We start from the raw sequence: 22,091 nt of genomic DNA, 5'->3' as shown, positions 1-22,091 counted from the left end.
ATAATGGCTGCCGCACAAAATATCAAAACGCTTTGTCAGAATCACTGGACGCAATGGAAAGCCGACTGCAGCGGCTTTCTGAAAGCCGTCGCCGCCGACCTCGACGTCACGCTGACGGGCGATGCAAATAGCATTGTCGACCAGATGGGTCGCTCGCCGTGGCTTCAACTCGGCGCGGATGCGGATAAAGCCGTTGCCTATGCCGGATTGGGTTATCTGGTGGTTGCCGGATTGAAGGCGACCCATCATGGCCATGTGGCGATTATCATGCCGGGTCAATCCAAACCCTATCCGCTTGCTTACTGGGGCCGCTATGGCGGCATCGGCCGGCAGAATACCGCGATTAACTTTTCGTGGAACCATGCGGATCTCGCGAACGTGCAGTATTACGCCATCAAGCCATGAAACAGCATTTCGTCAAGCAGGTAGCGATTATCGTCGCCGGTCTGGTGGTGGCCGCACCGGTTGCGTTCGCACAGACGTGTCATTACAGCGAAGTCGATCCCGGCAAGGGGAAGGTTAGCGCCGGCGAGTTGTCGATCGATCTCGGGCAAAGCGACGGCTCGGATAACCCGACCGCGTGGCTGGGGCCGGTCACCGTCACGCATGCGAGCGGCGAAGCGTGTTCGGTGGATCCGAACGTGAGCATCGTCGAACGTCCGCTGTACACGAACGGCAAGCAGTTGCTCGTTTCCGCGTACTCGGGTAGCGAACAGAACGTCTATGCGATCGATGCGGCGACCTGCAAGGTGCGGTGGAAGAGCGAGTCGTTTTCGGGGCGCGTGAAGCTGACGGGGAATCGGTTGCAGTTGGGCAAGCGCAGCGTGAAGCTGGGGGAAGATTGCACGCCGGTGCGGTGAGTTTTAAGGGGGGAGCGGTGGGGCGTGATTGTGATTCGCGATCCACAAACCGCCCCGTCACGACCCGCCCCTCACGGCGTCCCCAAAACGCGCCCATTCACCTTCTGCCCATACATCGACAGCGGCGAGTCGTGGAATTTCGCGCGCGTTGCCGCCACCGATCCCACAAAGCGCGGATCCTGCGGCCGCTCATGACTGTCCATGAACGTCGCCACGTCCCACGCTTCCTGATCCGTCAGCGTTCCTCCGAGTCCCAGCGGCATATTCGCCTTGATGAAACCCGCGGCGTTCTGAATGTCGCCCATGCCCGCGCCCCAGTTGAACGAATGCGCGCCCCACAGCGGCGGGAAAACCGTCGCGCCGCCGCTGGATTGCCCCTGGCCGTCCGCGCCGTGACACAGCGCGCAGTGCTGCGCGTAGATCGCACCGCCTCTCGCGTAGTCCGCTTTCTGCGCGGGCGCGGGCAGTTTCGGATAGCCTTGCCCCGCCAACTTCGTACCAACGGGCGCGCCTTTCGCGAGCCAGTACGCGTAGCTTTCGAGCGCCACGAGAATCGGGTCGCCGAGCGGCGGCGCCTTGCCGTTCATGCTGTACTGAAAGCAGCCCTGCATGCGTTCGGCGAACGAGTTCACACGATTGTTCTTGGCGCGATAGGCCGGATACAACGGATACGCGCCCCACAGCGGACTGGAATCCGCCTTGCGTCCCGCATCCAGATGGCAGCTCGCGCAATTGAGCGTATTGCCGACGTACTTGCCGGCGAACTGCGTCGTATGGGTAAAAATCTGTTCGCCGAGTTTGACGGATTGGCCGAAGCCATCCGTCGGCAGGGTGGATTCGGCGGGGGGCGTGAACGGTTTTTTCGCGGGCGATGCAGCCGCGCTCACTGACGGCGCCGACGCCGACGCCGCCGCCGACGCAACGGCAGGCGCACTCCCGTCAGCAAACGCCGCGCTCGAAGCCACACTCAACACCGCGCTCGACGCACCCATCAGCGCCATGCGAACCAGGCTGTTTCGATCGATCATGGCTTGCTCCCATTTGCCGACTTGCCCGCGCCGGTCACACCCACGCTCACGCCGGCATAGTAGTCGGCCACCGCCGTGATATCCGCGTCGGACAGTTTGCTCGCGACCACGGGCATCAGCGCCATCGGTCCAGGCGGACGCTTGCCGTCCTTCCAGTTATGCAATTGACTTACGATATAAGCAGCCGGCTGCCCGGCCAACGGCGGAAACGTCGGGGCCACGCCGATGCCGCCCGGTCCATGGCATTGCACACACGCGGGCAGTGTCTGATCCCAGCGTCCGCGCGTGGCGATCCACGCACCGACATCGGCCGGCGTGACGGAAGCGCTGTCGGACGCTTTGATTCCGGCAGGCGCGGGCAAGCCGGCGAAGTAACTCGCGACCGCCGAGCGTTCGCTCGCGGTCAACAGCTTGGCCATGGGTTGCATGATCGGGTTCGGACGGGTGCCTTCGGCGAAGGCCGTCAACTGGGTCGACAGATAAGCGGCGCTCAGGCCGGCGAGTCGCGGGAAACCTGCCGCCGCGTTGCCTTCGCCTTTCGCACCGTGGCAGCCGATACAGGCCGCGACACCTTGTGCGGTGCCATGAGTGGCAATGTTTTGCCCAGCGCTAGCCTCGGTCGCCTGAGCCGCGGGCATGACCGATAACGTCGATGCCACGCTCACGGCCAGCATCGCGCAGGCACGCCGTAAATTGATGATGGAATCGTCCACATCGTCTCCTACGATTTGTCGTTTTATGTTCTTACGCAGGCTTCTGCCACTTCCGCCGCTTGCACCGCTTCTGCCTGGTACGCGGACAACGTTCGCCTGTGGGGACGCCGTGCTCGCGAAAGCGCTTCATTTTGCGCTCGAAGGATCGGCGGCGCTCGACTTCGAAGCCGCTTCATCATACTTCCCGAAGCCATAGCGCTGGAAGATATCGAACGCCTCGGGCGAGCGCAGAAACGCCAGCCACCGACGCGCCGCTTGCGGATGCGCCGCACCCTGCACCACGGCGCCGGCATAGATGGCCGTCGTGTTCTCGGCGGCCGGAATATCCACATGCTCCAGCGGATGACCGATCTGCTCCTGGAACAGCGCTTCCGATTTCCACACCACGCCGGCATCCGCACGACCCTGCATCAGAAAGAGCGCGGTTTCGCGATGATGAATATGCGTCAACTCAGTCGACCCCGCCCGCACCTTGTCGCCGTACACGGTAGTCGCCAGCGCCTCGCCACCGGCCTTGACCAGCGACGCATTGATCTGCCGCGTCACGCCTTCGAACTCGGGGTTCGGCATGGCGAGACGCAAGCCGGGTTTGCCCAGATCATTGAGCGAGCTCACGTGTTGCGGGTTGCCTTGACGAACCATGATCGTCAACTGATTGGTCACGTACGGTACGGCGGGTCCGGTGAGCGTGCCGTCCGCGATCAGCGCCTTGACCTTCGCGAGCCCGGCGAAGTAGGCGTCGGGCTTGACCGTCCACGTCATATTGCCGACGGTGATCGTGCCGCCGGCCTTGATCTGCTTGACCAGCAGGCCGGGCGGAATCGTTTCCCAGTAGATGCGTCCGCGAAACTCGGGGTGATCCTGCTCGAAGCGGGCCACCAGCGGCGCCATCGCAAAGAAGTAGTTGCCGCCGACGAACAGCACCAGCTTCGGCGCCGTGAGGTCGCCGTGAAAATCGGCCAGCACGTCGACCTGCGGGACCGTGAATTCCATGCCGCGATTCACGGCGTCGTTGTTCGCACCGTGCTGCCAGGGCGGGAAGAGGTTCGGGTTCGAAGCAGGGCCTGGGCTCGCGTCTGGGCCTGGCGCAGCAGTCGCTGAAAACGCGCCAGTTGCCACGCAACACAACGAGACCGCCAACGTCATCCGCACGAACCGTCGAAAGCCCTGCGACGCGCTGAGCGCGTAACTAAACGGCATGACGACCCCCTACGCGATGTAGTGAAACCCGGCCTGCTGAAGTTCGACCAGCGTGGCCACCGCGCCTGGTGTGACGACCGCGCCCGGAATCACGTGGTTGGTCAGATCGGCCGCGAGCGCGTCGAGCGGCAGTTTGTCCGGATTCACGTTGGCGGCGTTCAGCCGGTCGGCCAGTTCCCAGATCGCGTTGTGGCACGACAGGAACACGACGCCGCGTTGCTGCAGCGCGGGAATGCAGTTTTCATGCGACGAAAACGCGCCGTCGGGGCTCTGGTGATCCAGCGTGCCGCTGGCGGCGGCTGCCTTGTTGTCGAGTAACGAATTGGACGCGAACTTGCCGCCGCTCATTTTGGCGAGATCGTACTTGTCCCAGGCGAGCTGATCGAACAGCGCAAGATGCGCGGAACCGTGCGTGGCCGATACGGCCAGAAAATCCGGATGCCTGAACGACCAGATTTGCGCGTTCAACGAATTGCGCATCAGGTTGAGCCACGGACCGGCAATGTCGGTGTTGTCCCACGCCTGTTTCGGACCGGCGCGATAGCCGATCACTTCCGTTAGCGCCGCGTGATCCCACTGATCCGGGTGGTCGAGAATCATCGGCACCGTTTTGAAGTCGCGGCGCCGTGGCGCGGCGCCGAGGCGCCGGGTCAGCTCGGTGAGGTTGGCGGCGCCGTCGGGCAGCAGCGACGCGGCGCCGGCCGCGAGCGCCTGCGATGAGCCGCCCGCGCTCACGATCGCCGTGCCGGCAGCGACGGCGAAGGTTTTCAATGCATTGCGGCGGGTAGTGTTGTTAGTCATGGTTATGTCTCCAACCTGTTGTCCGAACCGTTCGCCGTCGTGGTTGGGGGTCGAGGTGAGTCCTCGCGCCCGACAAGCTGCGGCGTCGTTGTCGCGTGCCTAGTCTAGAGACATCCGTTCCATAAAAACAATCATAAAATCGGATGTGAAGTATTGGCGCGTCCGATCGTTCGTTCTGTTTTTCTCAAGACGCTGTCAGATTTCTGCCGCGCCGAGCGCGGCTCTCGCACGCGACTCCTCGTCCCGATCGAACATGCCGATCAGCACGATCAGCGACTCCGCCGCCGTTCGCGTGGGCGATGCCGTAATCAGCACACGACGGCCGACCATGTGCAATTCATGCAACGCACCGTCGCTGTCCAGACGCACGAAGCCCTTGGCGCGCAGCAGCTTCGCCGAAAAACTTTGCAGCGCTTCCTTGAGCTTGCTGCGACTCAGGCACGCGTCGGTGACGAAAGAAAAACTGCTCAGCGCTGCGAGCGTGGGTGTGGGCGAGGCAGCGGCGGACAACGGCGACCCGTCGTGACACCGGGCGGGCACGACCTGACGGTCGAAGATCAAACCGAGCGGCACCACGCCATGAACCGCCTCGAGCATGACGCGGCTATGCGCCAGCGCTTCGACACGCGTTCTCACCGTCTCACGCGATGTCTCATCGAGCAGATCCATCTTGTTCAGCACGAGGGCCGTTGCACCTTCAATCTGCCGTTGTGCGATATCGCCGACATATGGATCGGCAAGCGTCGCCTCGATGCGCTCGGCATCCACCAGCACGACCACGCCGTCGAGCCGGAACGCCCGATCGAGCAAGCCAATCTGTGCGATGCGAACCGGGTCCGACACGCCGCTCGCCTCGATGATCAGCAGGTCCGGCGGATCGTCGCGCGAGCTGATGGCGAGCAGCGCGTCGACCAGCCGTCCGCCGATCGAACAGCACACACAACCGTTCTCCAGATTGATCACGTCGTCGGTGCGTTCGCGGATCAGCGCGGCGTCGATATTGATCGAACCGAAGTCGTTGACGAGCACCGTGATACGGCGCGTGCCGGCGTTCGTCAGGACGTGGTTGAGCAGGGTGGTCTTGCCGGCGCCGAGATAGCCGCCGATCACGACGAGCGGAATCGCGCTCATCCCACCGGCGCCTGGAAGACGCGGCCGCCGAGCACCGTGCCCCACACTTCGAGGTCTTTGAGTTTTTCCAGTGCGACCTCGGCGGGATCTTCAGCCAGTACCGCGAAGTCCGCGAATTTGCCGACTTCGATACTGCCCACCAGGTGATCCATCTTCAGCGTGTAAGCGGCGCCCAATGTGATCGCGCGCAATGCATCCGCGATCGGCACGCGCTCGCTCGCCCCGAGAATGCGGCCCGACGACGTCTCGCGTTGCGCCGCGCACCATGCGGTGAACAACGGATTGAGCGGCGTGATCGGCGCATCGGAATGAAACGCGAATGGAATGCCCAGACGTCGCGCGGATTCGGCCGCGTTCATGCGGTTCGCGCGATCGGCGCCCATGGTCTGCGTGTAGTGCGCGTCGCCCCAGTAATAAAGGTGATTCGAGAAGAAGTTGATGCACAGGCCGAGGCTCGCCGCACGCGCGAGTTGGCTCGCGTCCGCCATCTGGCAGTGTTGCAGCGTGTGCCGATGATCGCGGCGCGGATGGCGTGTCAGAAGCTGCTCGAACGCGTCGAGCACGAGTTCGGTCGCTTCGTTGCCGTTGGTGTGAACATGCAGTTGCAGGCCGGCTTCATGGAACGGCGTGAACACCTCGACGAACTGGCTCGGCGGAATCAGCCATAAACCGTTGGGCTTGCCGTTCAGATAGCCGGGCCATTTCAGCCGCGCGGTGAAGCCCTGAATCGATCCGTCGACGATGAATTTGACCGGCCCGAAATGCAGCTTCGGCGTCGCGGTTTTCATGGCGTCGAGCACCCGTTGCGCGCCGCCTTCGGGACTGCGTTGCGGCGCGAACGCGGGCATGATCCGCACCGGAAAATCCGCCGCCCCGGTGACGTCGCGCAGATTGCGATTGCCGCGTTCGGAGAAGTCGTTGACCAGATCGGTGGCGGTCGTCACGCCGGCGAGTTGCGCGACGCGGCCGAAATTCCAGATCGCCTCGACGCTCTCGCTCGCGGCGATCGACAAGCCGCCGCCGATCACCCGATACACGGGGAACATCGCCGCGAACTCCTGCAATTCGCCGGTGGGCTGACCGTTGCTATCCTTGTCGATACCGTCGATATCGGTTTCCTCGTCGATACCCGCGCGCTGCAGCATCGGCGAATTGACGTTCATCAGATGGACACTCGCATGCAGGATCACGATGGGACGCTCGGCCGACACCGTGTCGAGTTCGCGTACGGTCAGACGCTGCGTGCCGAAGAAGATCGGATCGAAGCCCCACGCGAGCAGCGGTGTGTCGGCGGACGGCATGTCGGCTTGCGCTTCGCGCAAACGCTCGATCACCGCGTCCAGCGTTTTCAATCCCGGCCAGCGGCGGCCGTCGGGTCCACGGCGGTCGTAGTAGCCGACGTAGACGGCGTCCCACATCGCGCCTTCCATCAGATGGCAATGGCCTTCCACAAAGCCGGGCATCAGCACCTTGTCGCGGAAGGTGTCGACGACCTCGGCATCGCCCCATTGCTTCACGTCGTCCGCGTCGCCTACCGACAGAATCCGGCCGTCGCGAATCGCGACGTGGGTGGCGTGGGGCTGCATCGGGTTCATCGTCACGATCTTCTTCGCGACGAACACCTGAGTCCGGTTTCGGTTATCTGACTGTGTCATGGGCAGGAAAGTGGTTCGGTCAGGGCAATGCATGCGCACGGCTCGCTTTCGCGGTGAGATTCACCGCGGTCAGCACCAGCAGGTTCACACCGAGACACAGCAGTCCCAGATTGAAGCCGCCGAGGTCGACCTGCAGCATATACAGAATGACCGCCAGCACCTGTCCGGTCAACATGCCGCAAGCAATCGCGGCGGGCCGCACGCGCAGGCCGAACAGAATGATGATCACGCCCGGAAAGAACTGTGTGACGCCGTAGTAGGTGGTGTTGATCAGCGTGAGCATCAGATTCGGCGTGAGCAGCGTCATCACGATCGACACAAGCAGATACAGCACGATTACCACTTTCGCGCTTTTCTTCTGACGCGACTCGGGCATGCCCGGCAGCAGATTGCGCGTGACGATCGGACCGATCGCCAGACAGATGCCGGCCAGCACCAGCAGGCCGGACAACGACGCGCCCGCGGCGACGAGCCCGAGCAGCCAGCCGGGCAGCAGACGGATCGCGGCGGCGAAGAACGCTTCGTTCGGCGACGCCAGTTGCAGGTTCTGGCTGATCGCATAGTAAGAGGCGACCACGAGGAACGGATACATCAGCATGTAGAGCGGCATGGCGACCTGCGTGCGGCGGATCGTGTTCGCGCTCTTCGCGGTGAAGAAGTTCTGCACCGCGAACGGCATCACGTAAAAGCCTAGCGACTGGAACAGCATGGTGCTCATGGAGAAGGTGAGCTGATGCGAGTTCATCCGGTTGCTCACATGCAGACTGGCTGCATGGAAGACGTCAGTCACGCCGGTTTCCATGGCCACGGCAACACCCGTCACGACGATCGCGGCGACCATCAGAATGTCTTTCAGCACGGCGATGTAGGCCGATGCGCGCACGCCGGCAATCGCGATATAGGTGAACGCGAGCAGCGCGGCGAACAGGATCAGATAGAGCGGTTTGAAGTGCCAGCCGAGACCGTTCAACGCGGCGACGAGTCCGGTGAATTGCAACTCGCCCCACGGCAGCAGAAATACGATCGCCGAGGCGGCCACGATCAACTCCAGCGGACGGCTCTGAAAATGGCCCTTGAACAGATCGGGCAGCGTGATCGCGTTATAGCGTTTGCCCGCTTGCCAGATTTTCGGGCCGATGAAATAGCCGACTGGATAGGCCAGCAGAATGTAGCCGAGAAACCAGACGCCGTAGGTCGGTCCTTTCGCATAGATGCCGCCCGGAAAACCGACCATCGTGCCGATGCTGTAGATCTCGCCGGCAGCCAGGAAGAACACCAGGTAAGCGCCGAACTGCCGCGACGCCACGAAGAAGTCATGCATGCTTTGCGGGCCGCGTCCCTGATTGGAACGGATCGCAAGATACAGCGAGAAAGCGATGAAACCGAGGAATACGGCGGTGGCCATCCGGACACTCCTTTAGCGGTTTTGCGGGTGGGACTCGTCGTGATGGCGGTCGAACACGCGCCAGCAGATCATCAGGCAGCCGGAAGTGAGAATGAACCACGCGAAGATCCACGCGTAGATGAACGGCACGCCGAACACGAAGCGGTCGACGGAAGCCACCCACGGCAGCAGGCCGATCACGCCCAGATACGGAATGCCGAGTCCGATAAAGAATTTGAGCACCTTGGTTCCTCGCGGATGAAGTCATGGATGATTAAGCGAGCCTGACCACCAGTGTTGCCGAACAAAAAAACAGAACCATAGAGCCAGTTGACGGGACTCGTTGAGTCCAATTCAGTGTACGCCGCATAGGTGACGAAACCCCGACGGCGCGCCATGTGCCAGGTGGGATCGCAAGCCGTGCCGTAGCGTGCTGCACCAGGCGAAAGCCCGGCACTGGACCTACCCGTCAGACAACCCCCCTGCCTACAATTTCCGCACGGATCGCCGGGTCGGTGGCGGCATCCCATGCGTGACCGAAAATCATCCAGGAGAAGAGCTTCATGGCTCAAACACAAACCGCACAACCGCAAGTCACGGCCGAGACGCTCGCCGCGTTTTCCGACGCCTTCAATCGTCACGACGCGCAGGCGTTGATGGGTTTCATGACCGAAGACTGCGTATTCGACGCGGCCGGCGGGCCGGAAGTCTTCGGCACACGTTTCGTCGGCAGGGAAGCGACGCGCGCGGCGTTCGAAGCGGTCTTCAAGACCTTCCCCGACGCGCACTGGGGGCAAGGCCGTCACACCGTGAACGGCGAGCGCGGCGTATCCGAATGGCTGTTCACGGGCACGCATGCGGAAGGCTGGCGCATCGAGGCGGAAGGCTGCGATCTGTTCGAGTTCCGCGACGGACTGATCGCGGTCAAGCGCGCCTTCCGCAAGGAACGTCCGAAGCAGAACGTTTGATGCTCACAGGAGCCGCAGATGGAGCACAGTGAAATCGAACGCGTCGCGCAGCGTCTGTCGTCGGAGCGCGAGGACGATACCCGCTACGATCCCACCTACGACCCGCTGGTGTCGCCCGGACCGGGCTGGGGCAAGCAGTACGCGCCGACCTACTGGGTGGCGACCGCCGGCACGCCGCCCGCCGACGACGGCCCGATTACCGCTGACGTGGATGTGGACGTGGCGATTATCGGCGGCGGGTATACGGGGCTCGCGACGGCGCTGTGTCTCGCGCGCGAGCACGGCATCAAGGCGGTGGTGCTGGAAGCCAACAAGACCAGTTGGGGCTGCAGCAGCCGCAACGGCGGGCAAGGACAGAACGCGTCGGGACGGCTGTCGCGTTCGCAATGGATCGAGCGCTGGGGCAAAGACGTCGCGCTGAAAATGCACGACGAGATTCAGGAAGGCTTCGACAACTTCAAGTCGCTGATCGCGGAGATCGATTGCGATCCACAACCGGGTGGCCACTTTCTGATCGCGCACCGGCCGCGCATCATGCAGAAGCTCGCTGCGGAGGCCAAGGTCTGGAAGGACGTGTTCGGCTATCCGTCGGAGTTGATCGACCGGCAGACGTTTCAGCGCGAGTATGTCAACGACGCGGAAGCGGCCGGCGCGCTGCACGAGCCCGAGGGTATCGGCATCCATGCGCTGAAGCTCGCGTTCGGCTATCTGCGGCTCGCGCGCGAAGCGGGCGCGAAGGTGCATCCGGCGAGTCCGGTGCTCGGCTGGGAGACCATCAACGGGATTCATCATTTGCGCACGCCGGGCGGCATGGTTCGCGCGCGCGCGGTGGGGATCGCGACCGGCGCTTATACGGCGCAAACGCTGCATGATTCGTTGCGCAGTCGCATCATGCCGATCCTGTCGAATTCGATGGTGACGCGTCCGCTCACCGCGCAGGAAATCGCCGCGTGCAATTTCCGCACGACCCAGGTGCTGACGGATACGCGCACGCTGCGCTTCTACTATCGATTCCTGCCGGACAACCGCCTGCAGATCGGCAGTCGTTCCGCGATCACCGGCGCCGATGCGCCGAATCCGCGCCACTACGAACTGCTGGTCGACGGCATGGTCCGCAAGTTTCCCGCGCTGCGCGGCATCGCGATCGACTACTCGTGGTGGGGCTGGGTGGACGTCAGTCACGACATGATGCCGCGCGTGTTCCAGCCGGATCCGCGGGAGACCATCTATTACGCGCTGGGTTATGGCGGCAACGGCGTGTCGTATTCGCAGCAGGCCGGGCGGCGGCTGGCCGAGCGCATTGCAGGGAAGGCCGCGAAAGAGACGCTGCCGATTTTCGCGTCGCCCTTGCCGGGGCATCCATTCGCGCCGTTCCGGCGGATTGGGCAGCGGGCGCTGTACCAGTTGTACTTCCGTCGTGACGAGAAGCCGTAAGTCGCGCAGAAATATAAAAAACGGAATGATTTGTATCGGAAAAATAAACTGCGTATCATGAACCGGCGAGGCCGCGCCACGCTTTTCCGTGTGCGCGGCCCTTGTCGTGAGGCAGGCCAAATACTGGCCAAACACAGGCCAGGCAGGCGACGCACAGAGCACAGAGGAGAGCGCAGTGACCGATATCTCGACAGCCCGACCCGACCGCATGGTTTCGGTGCGCACGGTGTTCGGCATCGATTCAGGCTTGATGGTGCCGGCCTTCAGCGAACGCGACGACCACGTGCCGGACATCGACGAGGTGTACCGCTTCAATCCCGAGGTGACGCTGGCGATTCTCGCCGGCTTCATGCGCGAGCGCCGCGTGATGGTGCAGGGTTTGCACGGCACCGGTAAATCCACCCATATCGAACAGGTTGCCGCACGCCTGAACTGGCCGTGCGTGCGCGTGAATCTCGACGGTCATATCAGCCGCCTCGATCTGGTCGGCAAAGACACGATCGTCGTGCGCGACGATCTGCAGGTAACCGAGTTTCAGGAAGGCATCGTGCCGTGGGCGTTGCAGCGTCCCATGGCGCTGATCTTCGACGAATACGACGCGGGCCGACCGGACGTGATGTTCGTGATCCAGCGCATTCTCGAACGCGACGGCAAGTTCACGCTGCTCGATCAGAATCGCGTGATTCATCCGCATCCTTTTTTCCGGCTATTTGCTACGACCAATACGGTCGGGCTCGGCAATCTGAACGGTTTGTATCACGGCACGCAGTTGCTGAATCACGCGCAGATGGACCGCTGGAATGTGGTGGCCACACTCAATTACCTGCCGCGCGAAGAAGAGGCGAGCATCGTGCAGGCGCGCGTGCCGGAGCTGGCCGATGAGGCCGGCCGCAGGCTGATCGAGTCGATGATCAGCGTCGCCGATCTGACGCGCAAAGGCTTCGCCACCGGCGATCTGTCGACGCTGATGTCGCCGCGCACGGTGATCGACTGGGCGGAAAACTGCCAGATTTTCCGCGACCCGGCGCTCGCGTTTCGCCTCACGTTCGTCAACAAGTGCGACGAGGCCGAACGGGCGATCGTCGCCGAATATTTTCAGCGCTGCTTCGACCGAGAACTGGACAGTGAGGTCCGCTCTACGGAGGCGCAATGAGCGCCGCCGAGCGACAAGCGGCGCGTCGTGCGGAGCAGCGGCAGAATCTGTGCGCGGCGGCCGCGCGCGCGTTCACCGGCGACGCGCAATTGCATTACCGCGCCGGCCGTTTGTGTCGCGGGTTGCATCCGCTGCCGCTGCATGCACCGCATCTGCGCACCGATCCGCAAGTGGACGATCTGGCCTCGCTGCGCGGTGCGGCGGATGGCGCGGCGTTGCGGCTTACGCATTCGGACGCGGTTCTGCACGCGAGCCTTTGCCCCACGGAGCCGGTCGAGCGTTTGCTGTTCGAACTGTTCGAGCAACTGCGTTGCGAAGCGCTGGCGCCGGTTGCGATGCCGGGGCTTGCGCACAATCTGCGGCATCGTTTCGAAACGTGGTCGCGTGCTTTCTGTCGCGCGGGATTGGCGGATGGGCACCTTGGGATTCTGCTTTATACGGTTGCACAGATTGTCTGGTCGCGATTGTCGGGCTGGCCCGTGCTGGAGGAAAGCGAAGGCCTGATCGAAGCGACGCGCGCCGCGATCACGCCGACGTTGGGCGTGCCGCTCGCGGCATTGCGGCGGCATCGCGCAGAACAGCGCGTGTTCGCGCTTCATGCGCTCGAACTGGCGCGTCTGGTTGGCGTGATGATGCGCGAAGCGCGTGGGGACGCCGCAGAAGAGGACGTAGACGCGCTCGAAGACGATGAAACCGTGCGCGTGATGTTCGCGCTATGGTTCGATTCCGACGCCGGCGAGCAGGTCGACATGGGTCTTGCGGCCACTGGCGACAGCCGCGTGCTGCGAGAGGCCGATCAGCGTTATCAGGCCTACACGACGCGCTATGACCGCGAGCTTGTGCCCGCCCCAGGAATTCGAAGGGAGTTGCTCGCGCAATACCGCGACCAGCTCGATCAACGAATCGCCGCGCAACGCATCAACGTGCCCCGGCTCGCGTATGCGCTGAAGGCGGCGCTTGCCGTGCCGCGTCGCGATGGCTGGTCGTTCGGCGAAGAGCAGGGGCGTGTGGACGGTCGCCGGCTCGCGCAACTCGTCAGCTCGCCGGGCGAGCGGCGTCTGTTTCTGCTCGATCGTTACCGGCCGATGGCCGATTGCGTGGTGAGTTTTCTGATCGACTGTTCGGGGTCGATGCGGGCACATATCGAACAGGTCGCGGTGCTGGTCGACGTGCTCACGCGTGCGCTCGATCAGGCCGGCGTCGCGACTGAAGTGCTCGGGTTTAGTACTGGAGCATGGAATGGTGGGCGGGCAAGGTTGGACTGGTTGGCAGGTGGCAGGCCACAGCATCCGGGACGTCTGAACGAAGTCGCTCATCTCGTGTTCAAGGATGCCGCGACGAGTTGGCGGCGCGCGCGCACGAATCTCGCCGCGTTGTTCAAGGCCGATCTGTTTCGTGAAGGCGTGGACGGTGAAGCGGTCGATTGGGCATGCACGCGTTTGCGCGCGCGCGCGGAGCCTCGGCGGATTTTGATCGTGATTTCGGACGGTAGTCCGATGGACAGCGCGACCGCGCAGGTCAACGACGCGTATTACCTCGACAATCATCTGAAGCAGGTGGTCGCGCGCAATGAAGCGGCGCGCGATGTCGAAGTGTTGGGGCTTGGGGTAGGGCTTGATCTGAGTCCGTATTACCGGCGCTGTCTTGCGGTGGATCTGTCGACGCCGCCGGATATGGCGCTGTTCGGTGAAGTGGTGAGCTGGATTGGTGCGCGGCGGTAGGGGGCTTGGGCCGTGCGGATGGTGTGAGGTTGCACCGATCACGTCGCGTGTTCGTTGTCGATCTGGTTGCGAATTCAACGCAGGGACTATGACTCTCGTTGAAGACTGAGAATCGCCCTTCCGATCGGGTTGCCTGGCACTAACGGATTCGGCATCCAGGCCGTACTGACTTCGAGCGTGTCTCCGTCGAGCTTGTAGAAGCGTTCCTGCTCAGTGCCGTTCCAGGCTTCGTTCCAGCACGAGTCGATCTTTACGATGAACCTGTCGCGTTCTATCCGATATCGTCCTGTATAGGCCATCACGGTGCGGAAGAGTGCCACCATTTTTTCGTCTGTATTGCCTGGCTCGCGCGCCTGTGCGGTGACCAGTACCATCATTCGGCCATCAGCGCTGAACATCAGGTATCCATTGGGGTCGGCGCCCCACGGTTGAGTACGCTCCTTTGAATCCTGAAGCTCGGTTTCAAAGGAAACCAATCGCCAGTTACCGTGGAGATTTGTGTCGTGCTCGGACATATTCCCTTCCCGTAGTGGTTCGCCTGAATGTAGCTGCATGTCGAATGTTTGAGATAGCGCCTGTTTTTCAAGAAGTCCGACGGCCGAATGACCAGGAGAATGTCTCCATTGCCGATAGGCTTGCTCAACGTGTACCCACCGGCTACGGATCTTACTGTTCCTGGGCACTTGTGGCTCGCCTCCATACGCCTGCCAGCGTCGCAGGCACCCATTGCTCGGCCGGGCAGCGACTCCAGGTGTCGGCAAGGAAAATCATCGATTCGTCACCACTCGTCTGCCGAGCCTTCTCCAGTTCCAACAACAGCAGCGTACCTGCGGAGTAGGGGCAGCCACCGACCGTTCCACTCGATGTCGCTTGGCGAAGGACCACGCCCGGGGCGAAAAGGCAGCGATCGCTGACCATCTCGGGCGAGAGTGTCTGCCGCACCGAGGCATCGAGATAAAGACTATGCATTTGATTCAGGCCTTTTACGACATTGTGTATTGCTACGGCGACCGCGTGGACACCTGCAAGGTCTCCGCCGACCATTGGAGCGAGTAACGCCTTCGCGCGGGTCATTTTGCCGGTTATTTGCCAAGCCAGATTGCGCAGCGTATTTCCCGGCGCAAGCGACGCGGCAATCACTTGCGCAGCGGCCCAGGTGGCTTCGCCGGCTTCGAAGCTGGGACTGAATAAACGGCCTATGACCTGCTGCACAAGCGGCCCGACTGCTACGGCAGAGTTTGTGTCGCGAACCCACGCTGCCAGCGGCTCCAGATCGACGGGGCCGCGCGAAATATCTTGCAGGAAGTACGGCGCTCGTAGGTGTGGCAAACGAGATGGTCAAACATGGCGCACTCCCGGCATCGGTGCTTAATCGTTACGCCGGGTTTTGGCTTCATCCGCTTGATCTGCCGGGAATTGCAATTTTGGTCTCAGCCGGCTCAAGAATCGCAAAAGTTGCAGCGCCGGCTATCGCTGGCGCTTGCATTGGGATCGCTATCCGCTCGGCTTACGGGGCGCTTCTTTAAGCTCGACGCTCACCCGATGGCGAAATTATGGACATGTCTGAACGTCAGACACAATCGGACATTCAAAACGGGCCATCGGCACAACCCCGAGCGGCCGTACCCGGCCGAACCCAGTCTCCGCCCGCATGAATTGGCTACTTTTTCTGAAAGTACAACCTCGATGCAAATCAGGAGGCACCACGGCGATAGACACAAGGTGCTGCCATTACGCAGCATCGCGCCCACTATCAAGGGTTCTCTGCAATCTCCGACGCTCAAGCCCGTTACGCAATTGCCCCGCAACAAAAGCGCTGGCAATCACCGCCAGATAAAACGTAACGAGGTTATGACGCCAGCTTTCGAGGGCGAATTGATGCGCAACCAGTTTCGGATCGAGCGCTGGCAGAGTGAAGTTCTTTGCCTCGACGGCGCGCATCATCCGGAAAAAGCCCACCGCGGACAGCAGCGGCAACAGGATGACTAGTGCCAGCAGCGCAGGCTTCAGTCGACGAGCCAACGGATAGTGGCGCAATCGGAACCACAGCCCCAGGCATCCGTGTATCCAGCCGGGTGCGAGCAGAGCAAGTTGCAAACCCTGCTTGCCGCTCATGAGCAGCGCGACGATGACGCGTTCATAGTCGGGTTCAAAACCATAGAGCGAGGACGCAAGGCGCGTTGTCACCGCATGGCGTATGAGCAGCAGCGGCAGGCTAAGGCCTGCCCACAGGCGGATCCATTCGGCGGGTGGCAACGTCCAGTGGCGACGGTCATATATCGTGCGCAACGCCAGCGAAAAATGCAGCGCCGCCGCACCGTATAGCGCGATCGTGCCAGCCTTGCTTCGCCAGAGTCGCAGCGCCAATGCGAGTCCGTGTCCGGCAAGCTCGAGTGACCAGATCCCGAGCGCATGATTGACCAGGTGGAGAAAAAGATAGATGAGCAGCACCACACCCGATCCGAGTTGCAAACGGCGCAGAATGGATTGCATCTGAACGTTCAACTCGCGGTAGCGGCGAATATGCCGACCATCGCCTTGCCAATTGCTTTCTGGTGAGCACGGCGCTCCCGCTTCGTGCGGGCAAGGTGCGCCGGGTGCAATCGAATAAAACGCTCGATGATGTCCATTTTGACCCTCTCTTCCGTGTGTGCTTTCCTTGCAAGACTATTCGCGAGGGCCGTTTATTCCCTCATTCGTCCGTCGACAGGCGAGGGCAGGCAGACGCGCGTCGTTGCCGCGTTGAGCGCGTGGAAATCTCACGGGAAGAGGGGCGACCAATCTCTCGAAAGCGTCGCCCCGATGGCTGCGCTATGACCTATGGCCGCCGGCGGGTTCGATCCGGTTACCGGGTTCCAGGAGTTGATGATCCATAGCGAGCCGCGAGGTCAGCCGGGCTGAGTCGCGCACGCCGTTGTTCAGCTTCTGCTCAAGGCGTTTTCGTTTGCAGCAAATCACGCGCGTGGCCGAGCATGCCATCGGCGATCTTGCCCGAGTCGATCTGGTAGCTACCGTCACGCAACGCGGCCTTGATCGACTCGACCTTCGCCGTATCGATGTCCGAATCGCCCGACGTGTGCACCGCCGACATTGACGAGAGACTGACAGTCGAATTCTGCGCGTCGGCAGCGCCGACCTGTGGCACGGACTCGACCGCGCCCTCCGCATCGCTATTGACGGTTGTGCCTCGTGCGCCGCTCTGTCGAGCTGTGAGCGGATAATTGCCGGATTCAATCTTCATGGTATATGTTCCCCATCTGTTGAATCCTTTAACGGTCCCGCGTTTGAAATCTTCACCCTGTCGCATGAAGCGCAACGGTGTCAGGGGTCCGTTTCAAGCCGCCAAGCCTTGCTGGGCGGGACCTGCAGCCACCTGGAACAAATTGAAACAAAGTGTGAGCAATACCACACAGCACCCCATTTACCACGTGTGAACAAACGTATCCGCCGCCCTTTACCGCCGCAATGGCCCTTTCCGCCGCGTCGCGATGTCGCTGGTCGCTCGTTCGGCGATCTCGTCGCGCTTCAATATTGCGGCGCGGAGTCGTGGCTCTGGCAATGCCGCTGCGGCGGGCAGGTGACTGCCGCGCTGAAGAAGGTGGAAAGCGGAGAAGTGCAGGATTGCGGTTGCCGTGAGCAGCGTCGTGTGTGGCGGTCGCGGCCGGGCTCCCCCGCGCTGAAAAGCGGCGAGGTTTTCGGCCAGTTGACAACGCTGCGGTACGCCGGCGATGGATTGTGGACTTGCCGCTGCGAATGCGGTGCCGAAACGACCGTGAGCGCCGGTCGGCTGCGAACGGGCAGGGCGCGCTCGTGCGGCGTTTCTTGCCTTGCGGCGTCGACGGATCGGGCGGCATAGCCCGATCCTCTGCCCATCAGATAGGCTTCAAAGCGCAACGACCCTTACACGTATCGTGCTTCGTCGAGATCGGCGAGCAGCGTCGGACCCGTCGGCTTCCAGCCCAGCCGTGCCTGCGTCAGCGCGCTCGACGCCGGCATATCCAGACCGACAAACATCCCCATCCATCCGAAGTGCGCCGCCGCTTCTTCCTGCGAGATCGACACGACCGGCAGGTTCAGACCGCGTCCGAGCGACTCGGCAATCTCGCGACTGCTGATGCCTTCTTCTCCGACCGCATGGTAACGGGCACCCGGCTCGCGCTTTTCGATCGCGAGCCGATACAGACGCACAACGTCGGAAAGATGACCCGCGGGCCAGCGATTACGCCCTTCGCCCACATAGGCCACCACGCCTTTCTCTTGGGCAACGGCGACCAGCGGCGTGATCAGCCCCTGCTTGAAAGGATTGTGAACTTGCGGCAGCCGCATCACCGATACATTGATGCCGGCCTCAAGCAGCGCATTGCCGGCCAGTTCCGAGCCGATCCGCGGATTGGGGTGGGCGGTGTTGAAAACGTCTTCGCTCGCCGGTTCGCCGTGCTCGCCGCTGCCCACACCCGTTCCGGACGTGATGAGCAGTGGACGATCCGAGCCAGTGAGCGCGGACCCGAGTGCGGCGATGGCACGCTTATCCTTCTCGCAATTCGCGACGAAGTTCGAGAAGTCGTGATCGAAGGCCGCGTGGATGACGGCATCCGCTTTCGCGGCGCCTTCGCGCAAGCTCGCGGTGTCCTCCAGGGTGCCGCGATGCACTTCGGCGCCCGCATCGGCAAGTGCTTGCGCGCCGGCGTCCGAACGCGTCATGCCGATTACGTGATGGCCGGCTGCGATGAGCTCGGGAACGAGGGCCGATCCGATAAAACCCGTCGCGCCCGTGAGAAAAATACGCATAGTGAACTCTCCGTGTGTGTCACCCGTTCACTATCCGATCATTTCTCCTTCCGTAGAAGTAGTGAGCTCATCATGGTAAACCGACTAACAGGATCCGACGCGCGCAAGCGCCGCTTGCGCCTGGACCGCCGTCACGGCGATCACATAGTAAATATCATCCGCACTGCAACCGCGCGACAGATCGTTAGCCGGCTTCTGCAAGCCCTGTAGCAAGGGCCCAATCGCCTTCGCACCGCCGATCCGCTCCGCGAGTTTGTAGCCGATGTTGCCCGCTTCGAGACTCGGGAACACCAGCACATTCGCGTGCCCCTCGACCTGCGAATGCTTGACCTTGCGCAGCGCGATTTCGGAGACGATCGCGGCGTCGAGCTGCACGTCGCCGTCGATCATGAGATGCGGCCGACGTTCCTGCACCCGATGCGTCGCGTTGACCACTTTATCGACCGCGGCATGATGCGCGCTGCCGCTGGTCGAAAACGACAGCATGGCGACACGCGGTTCATCCATCAGCAGGCTGCGTCCGCTGTCGGCCGCGGCAATCGCGATCTCGGCGAGCTGGTCGGCATCCGGTTCGACAACGAGCGCGCAGTCGGAAAAGATCAAGCCGCCCTTGAGCGTGTGGAACGGCTCGCACAGCATCATCAGGAAGAAGCTCGACACGAGTTTGAACGACGGCGCAATGCCGATCACCTGAATCGCGGTGCGCACCACGTCGGCGGTGGTGTTGACGGCGCCGGACACGGAACCGTCGGCGTCGCCGAGACGCACCATCAGGTTCGCGAAGCACAGCGGCTTGAGGATTTCCTGTTGCGCCTGATCCAGCGTCATACCTTTCTTGCCGCGCAGCGCGAACAGTTCGGCGGCGTAGGCAGCGGCGAGCGGCGAACTCGCGGGGTCGACCAGTTCCATACCGGACAGATCGATATCGAAGCTCGCGGCGGCCTCGCGAATGCGCGCGGTGTCGCCCACCAGCACGATACGCGCGACACCTTCACGGCTTGCGCGCTGCGCGGCCTGCAGCACGCGCGGATCGTCGGCTTCGCTCAGCACGATGCGCATGGGCGATGCGCGCGCCTGGTCGATGATGCGAAGAATGGCTTTCATGGCAATGCCCGATAACGGAGGCCGCAAGACACGCAGCGAAGGGGCCGTGCAGAGGAACGCCGCGAACGGCATTCGAACCGGCGACCCGCAAGCACGGCGGGCTCCGACCGCCTCAAGCTACAAGACGAAAACCGGAGCCCGCCGACACTCAGATGCCTGCTGTGCTCAAACGTAGTCCTTGTACTTGTCGAGCATGCGCACCGGCTTGGCGAGCGCATCGCGGCGGAACGGGTCGCCCAGTTCGCGGGTACACATGATCTCGATGATCGTGGTCTTGCCGTGATTCATCTGCAGATCGATGGCGCGCTTCAATGCCGGGCCCACATCTTCGAGTCGGTCCACCACGATCCCTTCGGCGCCCATTGCCTTCGCGATCTCCGCGAAGCTCTGGTTGTCGAGTTCACCGGCGACGAAGCGGCGGTTGTAGAAGTCCACCTGGTTCTTCTTCTCCGCGCCCCATTGGCGGTTATGAAACACCACGGCCGTCACCGGAATGTTGTGGCGCACGCAGGTCATCGTTTCCATCATGCTCATGCCCCACGCGCCGTCGCCGGCATACGAAATGGCAGGGCGGTGCGGTGCTGCAACCTTTGCGCCGATGATGGTTGGGAACGCGTAGCCGCAATTGCCCCAGCTCATCGCCGCGAAGAAGCTGCGCGGTTTGTTGAAGCGCAGGTAGCTGTTGGAGACGGAGTTGATGTTGCCGATGTCGGTCGAGACCATCACGTCTTCCGGCATGGCCTTTTCCAGTTCGCGCAGCACCTGGCGCGGATGCAGATAGGTGCCGCCGCCCGGCGTGCGTTCCTGCTTCTGTTCCTCGATCATGTCGAGGCTGTACGGGTCGCGTTCGTGGGTCCACTCGTCGAGTTCTTTCTCCCACGCCGCTTTTTCCGAGGCGATCTGATCGCCGCGTTCGTTGCGGGTCGCGTCGCAGGCAATCTTGCGATCGGCCAGACGCTGCGTCAGCGCAATGGCGGCGGCCTTCGCATCGCCGCAAATGCCCACCGAGATCTTCTTCACGAGGCCGAGCATCTTGTGATCGGCGTCGATCTGGATGATCTTCGCGCTGGTCGGCCAGTAATCCATGCCGTGCTGCGGCAACGTGCCGAACGGCCCGAGCCGCGAGCCGAGCGCGATCACCACGTCGGCGCGCGAGAGCAGCTTCATCGCCGCCTTGGAACCCTGATAGCCGAGCGGGCCGCACCACAGCGGATGATTCGCCGGGAACGAGTCGTTGTGCAGATAGCTGTTGACCACTGGCGCGCCGAGGCGCTCGGCGAGCGCCTTGCATTCTTCGACGGCGTCGGCCATCACCACGCCGCCGCCGGAAATGATCACGGGGAATTTGGCCTGCGCGAGCAGTTCGGCGGCTTCGTCCAGACGCTGATCGCCGCCGGCGCCACGGTCGAGCCGCTGCGGTTGCGGAATCTCCACCTTGACCTGACCGTAGAAGTAATCGCGCGGAATGTTGAGCTGGGTCGGGCCCATTTCCGCCATCGCGCGGTCAAAGCAGCGGCCGGTGAATTCCGCCATCCGCGCAGGGTGCGTGACGTGGCCCTGGTACTTGGTGAACTCCTGGAACATGGGCAGTTGTTTGGCTTCCTGGAAGCCGCCGAGACCGATACCCATGGTGCCGGCTTCCGGCGTCACGATCACCACCGGGCTATGGGCCCAGTAGGCCGCCGCGATCGCCGTGACGCAGTTGCTGATGCCCGGGCCGTTCTGGCCGATCACCACGCCGTGACGGCCCGACACGCGCGAATAACCGTCGGCCATGTGGCCGGCGCCTTGCTCGTGAACCACGGGAATCAGGCGGATGCCGGCGGGTGCGAAGATGTCCATCGCGTCCATGAACGCCGAGCCCATGATGCCGAACATGTCGGTCACACCATTGGCCGCCAGGGTTTCGACGAAGGCTTCGGACGGCGTCATGGCTTGCGGGCCGCTCGCGCGGTGGTCGGCGCTGGCGTCACGCGGGGAAGGATTCTGCTCGCTCATGGGGGTGTCTCCGGCTCTTTAAGATAAGTGGAACAAAAAATACCGAAAAATGCTTGGTGTCTAAAATGTAGGGCAGGCTTTTCGGGGCGTCAATCGAAAATACAATAAGTGGAACGTTTTGTACCAATATGTTCCGATATGCGAAGGGCAACA

At 62.4% G+C, this 22,091-nt stretch carries 22 protein-coding genes; 6 read left to right on the top strand and 16 right to left on the bottom strand.

Annotated features, from left to right (window positions below; translation table 11 throughout):
- Window positions 1-3 precede the first annotated feature (3 nt).
- Together HWY05_RS11165 and HWY05_RS11160 are read left to right on the top strand one after the other, a co-directional pair.
- A complete protein-coding gene (locus HWY05_RS11165; protein ID WP_208459086.1) occupies window positions 4-405 on the top strand; it encodes a hypothetical protein in 402 nt (133 codons plus the stop codon).
- Complete coding sequence (locus tag HWY05_RS11160) at window positions 402-860, top strand: hypothetical protein (RefSeq protein ID WP_035549686.1); 459 nt, start codon at window positions 402-404, stop codon at window positions 858-860. Before HWY05_RS11165 ends, HWY05_RS11160 begins: the two co-directional genes overlap by 4 nt.
- Before the next feature lie 71 nt (window positions 861-931).
- Here the strand turns inward: HWY05_RS11160 and HWY05_RS11155 are convergent, their stop codons facing one another.
- The 8 genes from HWY05_RS11155 to HWY05_RS11120 all read right to left on the bottom strand — a co-directional run bounded on the left by HWY05_RS11155 (window position 932) and on the right by HWY05_RS11120 (window position 9,015).
- The gene (locus HWY05_RS11155; protein WP_176058348.1) at window positions 932-1,888 is read right to left on the bottom strand and encodes a c-type cytochrome; all 957 of its coding nucleotides are present in this window, start codon (window positions 1,886-1,888) and stop codon (window positions 932-934) included.
- Window positions 1,885-2,562 (bottom strand): c-type cytochrome, encoded by a 678-nt coding sequence (locus HWY05_RS11150; RefSeq protein ID WP_176058464.1) that lies wholly within the window; start codon window positions 2,560-2,562, stop codon window positions 1,885-1,887. Before HWY05_RS11150 ends, HWY05_RS11155 begins: the two co-directional genes overlap by 4 nt.
- 165 nt (window positions 2,563-2,727) lie before the next feature.
- Window positions 2,728-3,801 carry a substrate-binding domain-containing protein gene (locus HWY05_RS11145; protein WP_244146580.1) on the bottom strand — a complete coding sequence of 358 codons (1,074 nt, stop codon included), beginning with the start codon at window positions 3,799-3,801 and terminating at the stop codon, window positions 2,728-2,730.
- Between the two features lie 9 nt (window positions 3,802-3,810).
- Window positions 3,811-4,602, bottom strand: coding sequence for a transcriptional initiation protein Tat (locus HWY05_RS11140; protein ID WP_176058347.1), 792 nt, complete (start codon window positions 4,600-4,602; stop codon window positions 3,811-3,813).
- A gap of 195 nt (window positions 4,603-4,797) precedes the next feature.
- A complete protein-coding gene (locus HWY05_RS11135; RefSeq protein ID WP_176058346.1) occupies window positions 4,798-5,733 on the bottom strand; it encodes a CobW family GTP-binding protein in 936 nt (311 codons plus the stop codon).
- Window positions 5,730-7,388: an amidohydrolase gene (locus tag HWY05_RS11130; RefSeq protein ID WP_176058345.1), complete on the bottom strand. Its 1,659-nt coding sequence runs from the start codon at window positions 7,386-7,388 to the stop codon at window positions 5,730-5,732. The genes HWY05_RS11135 and HWY05_RS11130 overlap by 4 nt, the downstream gene beginning before the upstream one ends.
- Before the next feature lie 19 nt (window positions 7,389-7,407).
- Entirely contained in the window at window positions 7,408-8,793 is a 1,386-nt protein-coding gene (locus HWY05_RS11125) for a sodium:solute symporter (RefSeq protein ID WP_035549702.1), read from the bottom strand.
- 12 nt (window positions 8,794-8,805) lie between these two features.
- Window positions 8,806-9,015, bottom strand: a complete 210-nt coding sequence (locus tag HWY05_RS11120; protein WP_176058344.1) for a DUF3311 domain-containing protein — start codon at window positions 9,013-9,015, stop codon at window positions 8,806-8,808.
- 320 nt (window positions 9,016-9,335) lie between these two features.
- On the opposite strand from HWY05_RS11120, the gene HWY05_RS11115 reads away from it, so the two are divergent.
- The 4 genes from HWY05_RS11115 (at window position 9,336) to HWY05_RS11100 (ending at window position 14,048) form a co-directional block, all read left to right on the top strand.
- On the top strand, window positions 9,336-9,740 hold the full coding sequence (locus HWY05_RS11115) for a nuclear transport factor 2 family protein (RefSeq protein ID WP_035549708.1): 405 nt from the start codon (window positions 9,336-9,338) through the stop codon (window positions 9,738-9,740).
- Between the two features lie 18 nt (window positions 9,741-9,758).
- The gene (locus HWY05_RS11110) at window positions 9,759-11,174 is read left to right on the top strand and encodes an FAD-binding oxidoreductase (RefSeq protein ID WP_176058343.1); all 1,416 of its coding nucleotides are present in this window, start codon (window positions 9,759-9,761) and stop codon (window positions 11,172-11,174) included.
- Window positions 11,175-11,349: 175 nt separating this feature from the next.
- Entirely contained in the window at window positions 11,350-12,327 is a 978-nt protein-coding gene (locus HWY05_RS11105; protein WP_035549714.1) for an AAA family ATPase, read from the top strand.
- Window positions 12,324-14,048, top strand: coding sequence for a cobalt chelatase (locus tag HWY05_RS11100; RefSeq protein ID WP_176058342.1), 1,725 nt, complete (start codon window positions 12,324-12,326; stop codon window positions 14,046-14,048). Before HWY05_RS11105 ends, HWY05_RS11100 begins: the two co-directional genes overlap by 4 nt.
- An 86-nt stretch (window positions 14,049-14,134) precedes the next feature.
- Here the strand turns inward: HWY05_RS11100 and HWY05_RS11095 are convergent, their stop codons facing one another.
- The 8 genes from HWY05_RS11095 to xsc form a co-directional block, all read right to left on the bottom strand.
- The gene (locus HWY05_RS11095) at window positions 14,135-14,563 is read right to left on the bottom strand and encodes a lipocalin-like domain-containing protein (protein ID WP_176058341.1); all 429 of its coding nucleotides are present in this window, start codon (window positions 14,561-14,563) and stop codon (window positions 14,135-14,137) included.
- Between the two features lie 151 nt (window positions 14,564-14,714).
- The gene (locus HWY05_RS11090) at window positions 14,715-15,260 is read right to left on the bottom strand and encodes a hypothetical protein (protein ID WP_244146579.1); all 546 of its coding nucleotides are present in this window, start codon (window positions 15,258-15,260) and stop codon (window positions 14,715-14,717) included.
- A 519-nt stretch (window positions 15,261-15,779) separates the two neighbouring features.
- Window positions 15,780-16,541: a hypothetical protein gene (locus tag HWY05_RS11085; RefSeq protein WP_176058340.1), complete on the bottom strand. Its 762-nt coding sequence runs from the start codon at window positions 16,539-16,541 to the stop codon at window positions 15,780-15,782.
- Window positions 16,542-16,549: 8 nt separating this feature from the next.
- Window positions 16,550-16,678: a hypothetical protein gene (locus tag HWY05_RS38620; RefSeq protein ID WP_279614144.1), complete on the bottom strand. Its 129-nt coding sequence runs from the start codon at window positions 16,676-16,678 to the stop codon at window positions 16,550-16,552.
- A 299-nt stretch (window positions 16,679-16,977) separates the two neighbouring features.
- Window positions 16,978-17,289 carry a flagellar biosynthesis anti-sigma factor FlgM gene (gene flgM, locus HWY05_RS11080; protein ID WP_176058339.1) on the bottom strand — a complete coding sequence of 104 codons (312 nt, stop codon included), beginning with the start codon at window positions 17,287-17,289 and terminating at the stop codon, window positions 16,978-16,980.
- A gap of 659 nt (window positions 17,290-17,948) precedes the next feature.
- Window positions 17,949-18,836 carry an SDR family oxidoreductase gene (locus HWY05_RS11075; protein ID WP_176058338.1) on the bottom strand — a complete coding sequence of 296 codons (888 nt, stop codon included), beginning with the start codon at window positions 18,834-18,836 and terminating at the stop codon, window positions 17,949-17,951.
- An 84-nt stretch (window positions 18,837-18,920) separates the two neighbouring features.
- Window positions 18,921-19,940 (bottom strand): phosphate acetyltransferase, encoded by a 1,020-nt coding sequence (pta, locus tag HWY05_RS11070; protein ID WP_176058337.1) that lies wholly within the window; start codon window positions 19,938-19,940, stop codon window positions 18,921-18,923.
- A 165-nt stretch (window positions 19,941-20,105) separates the two neighbouring features.
- Window positions 20,106-21,938, bottom strand: coding sequence for a sulfoacetaldehyde acetyltransferase (xsc, locus tag HWY05_RS11065; protein WP_035549733.1), 1,833 nt, complete (start codon window positions 21,936-21,938; stop codon window positions 20,106-20,108).
- Between the last annotated feature and the right edge of the window lie 153 nt (window positions 21,939-22,091).

Origin of the sequence: Paraburkholderia sp. BCC1876 (assembly GCF_902833695.1) — a bacterium.
GTDB lineage: Bacteria > Pseudomonadota > Gammaproteobacteria > Burkholderiales > Burkholderiaceae > Paraburkholderia.
The sequence above is the reverse complement of the archived record's forward strand: the minus strand, read 5'-3'. Positions and strand labels throughout refer to the sequence as shown.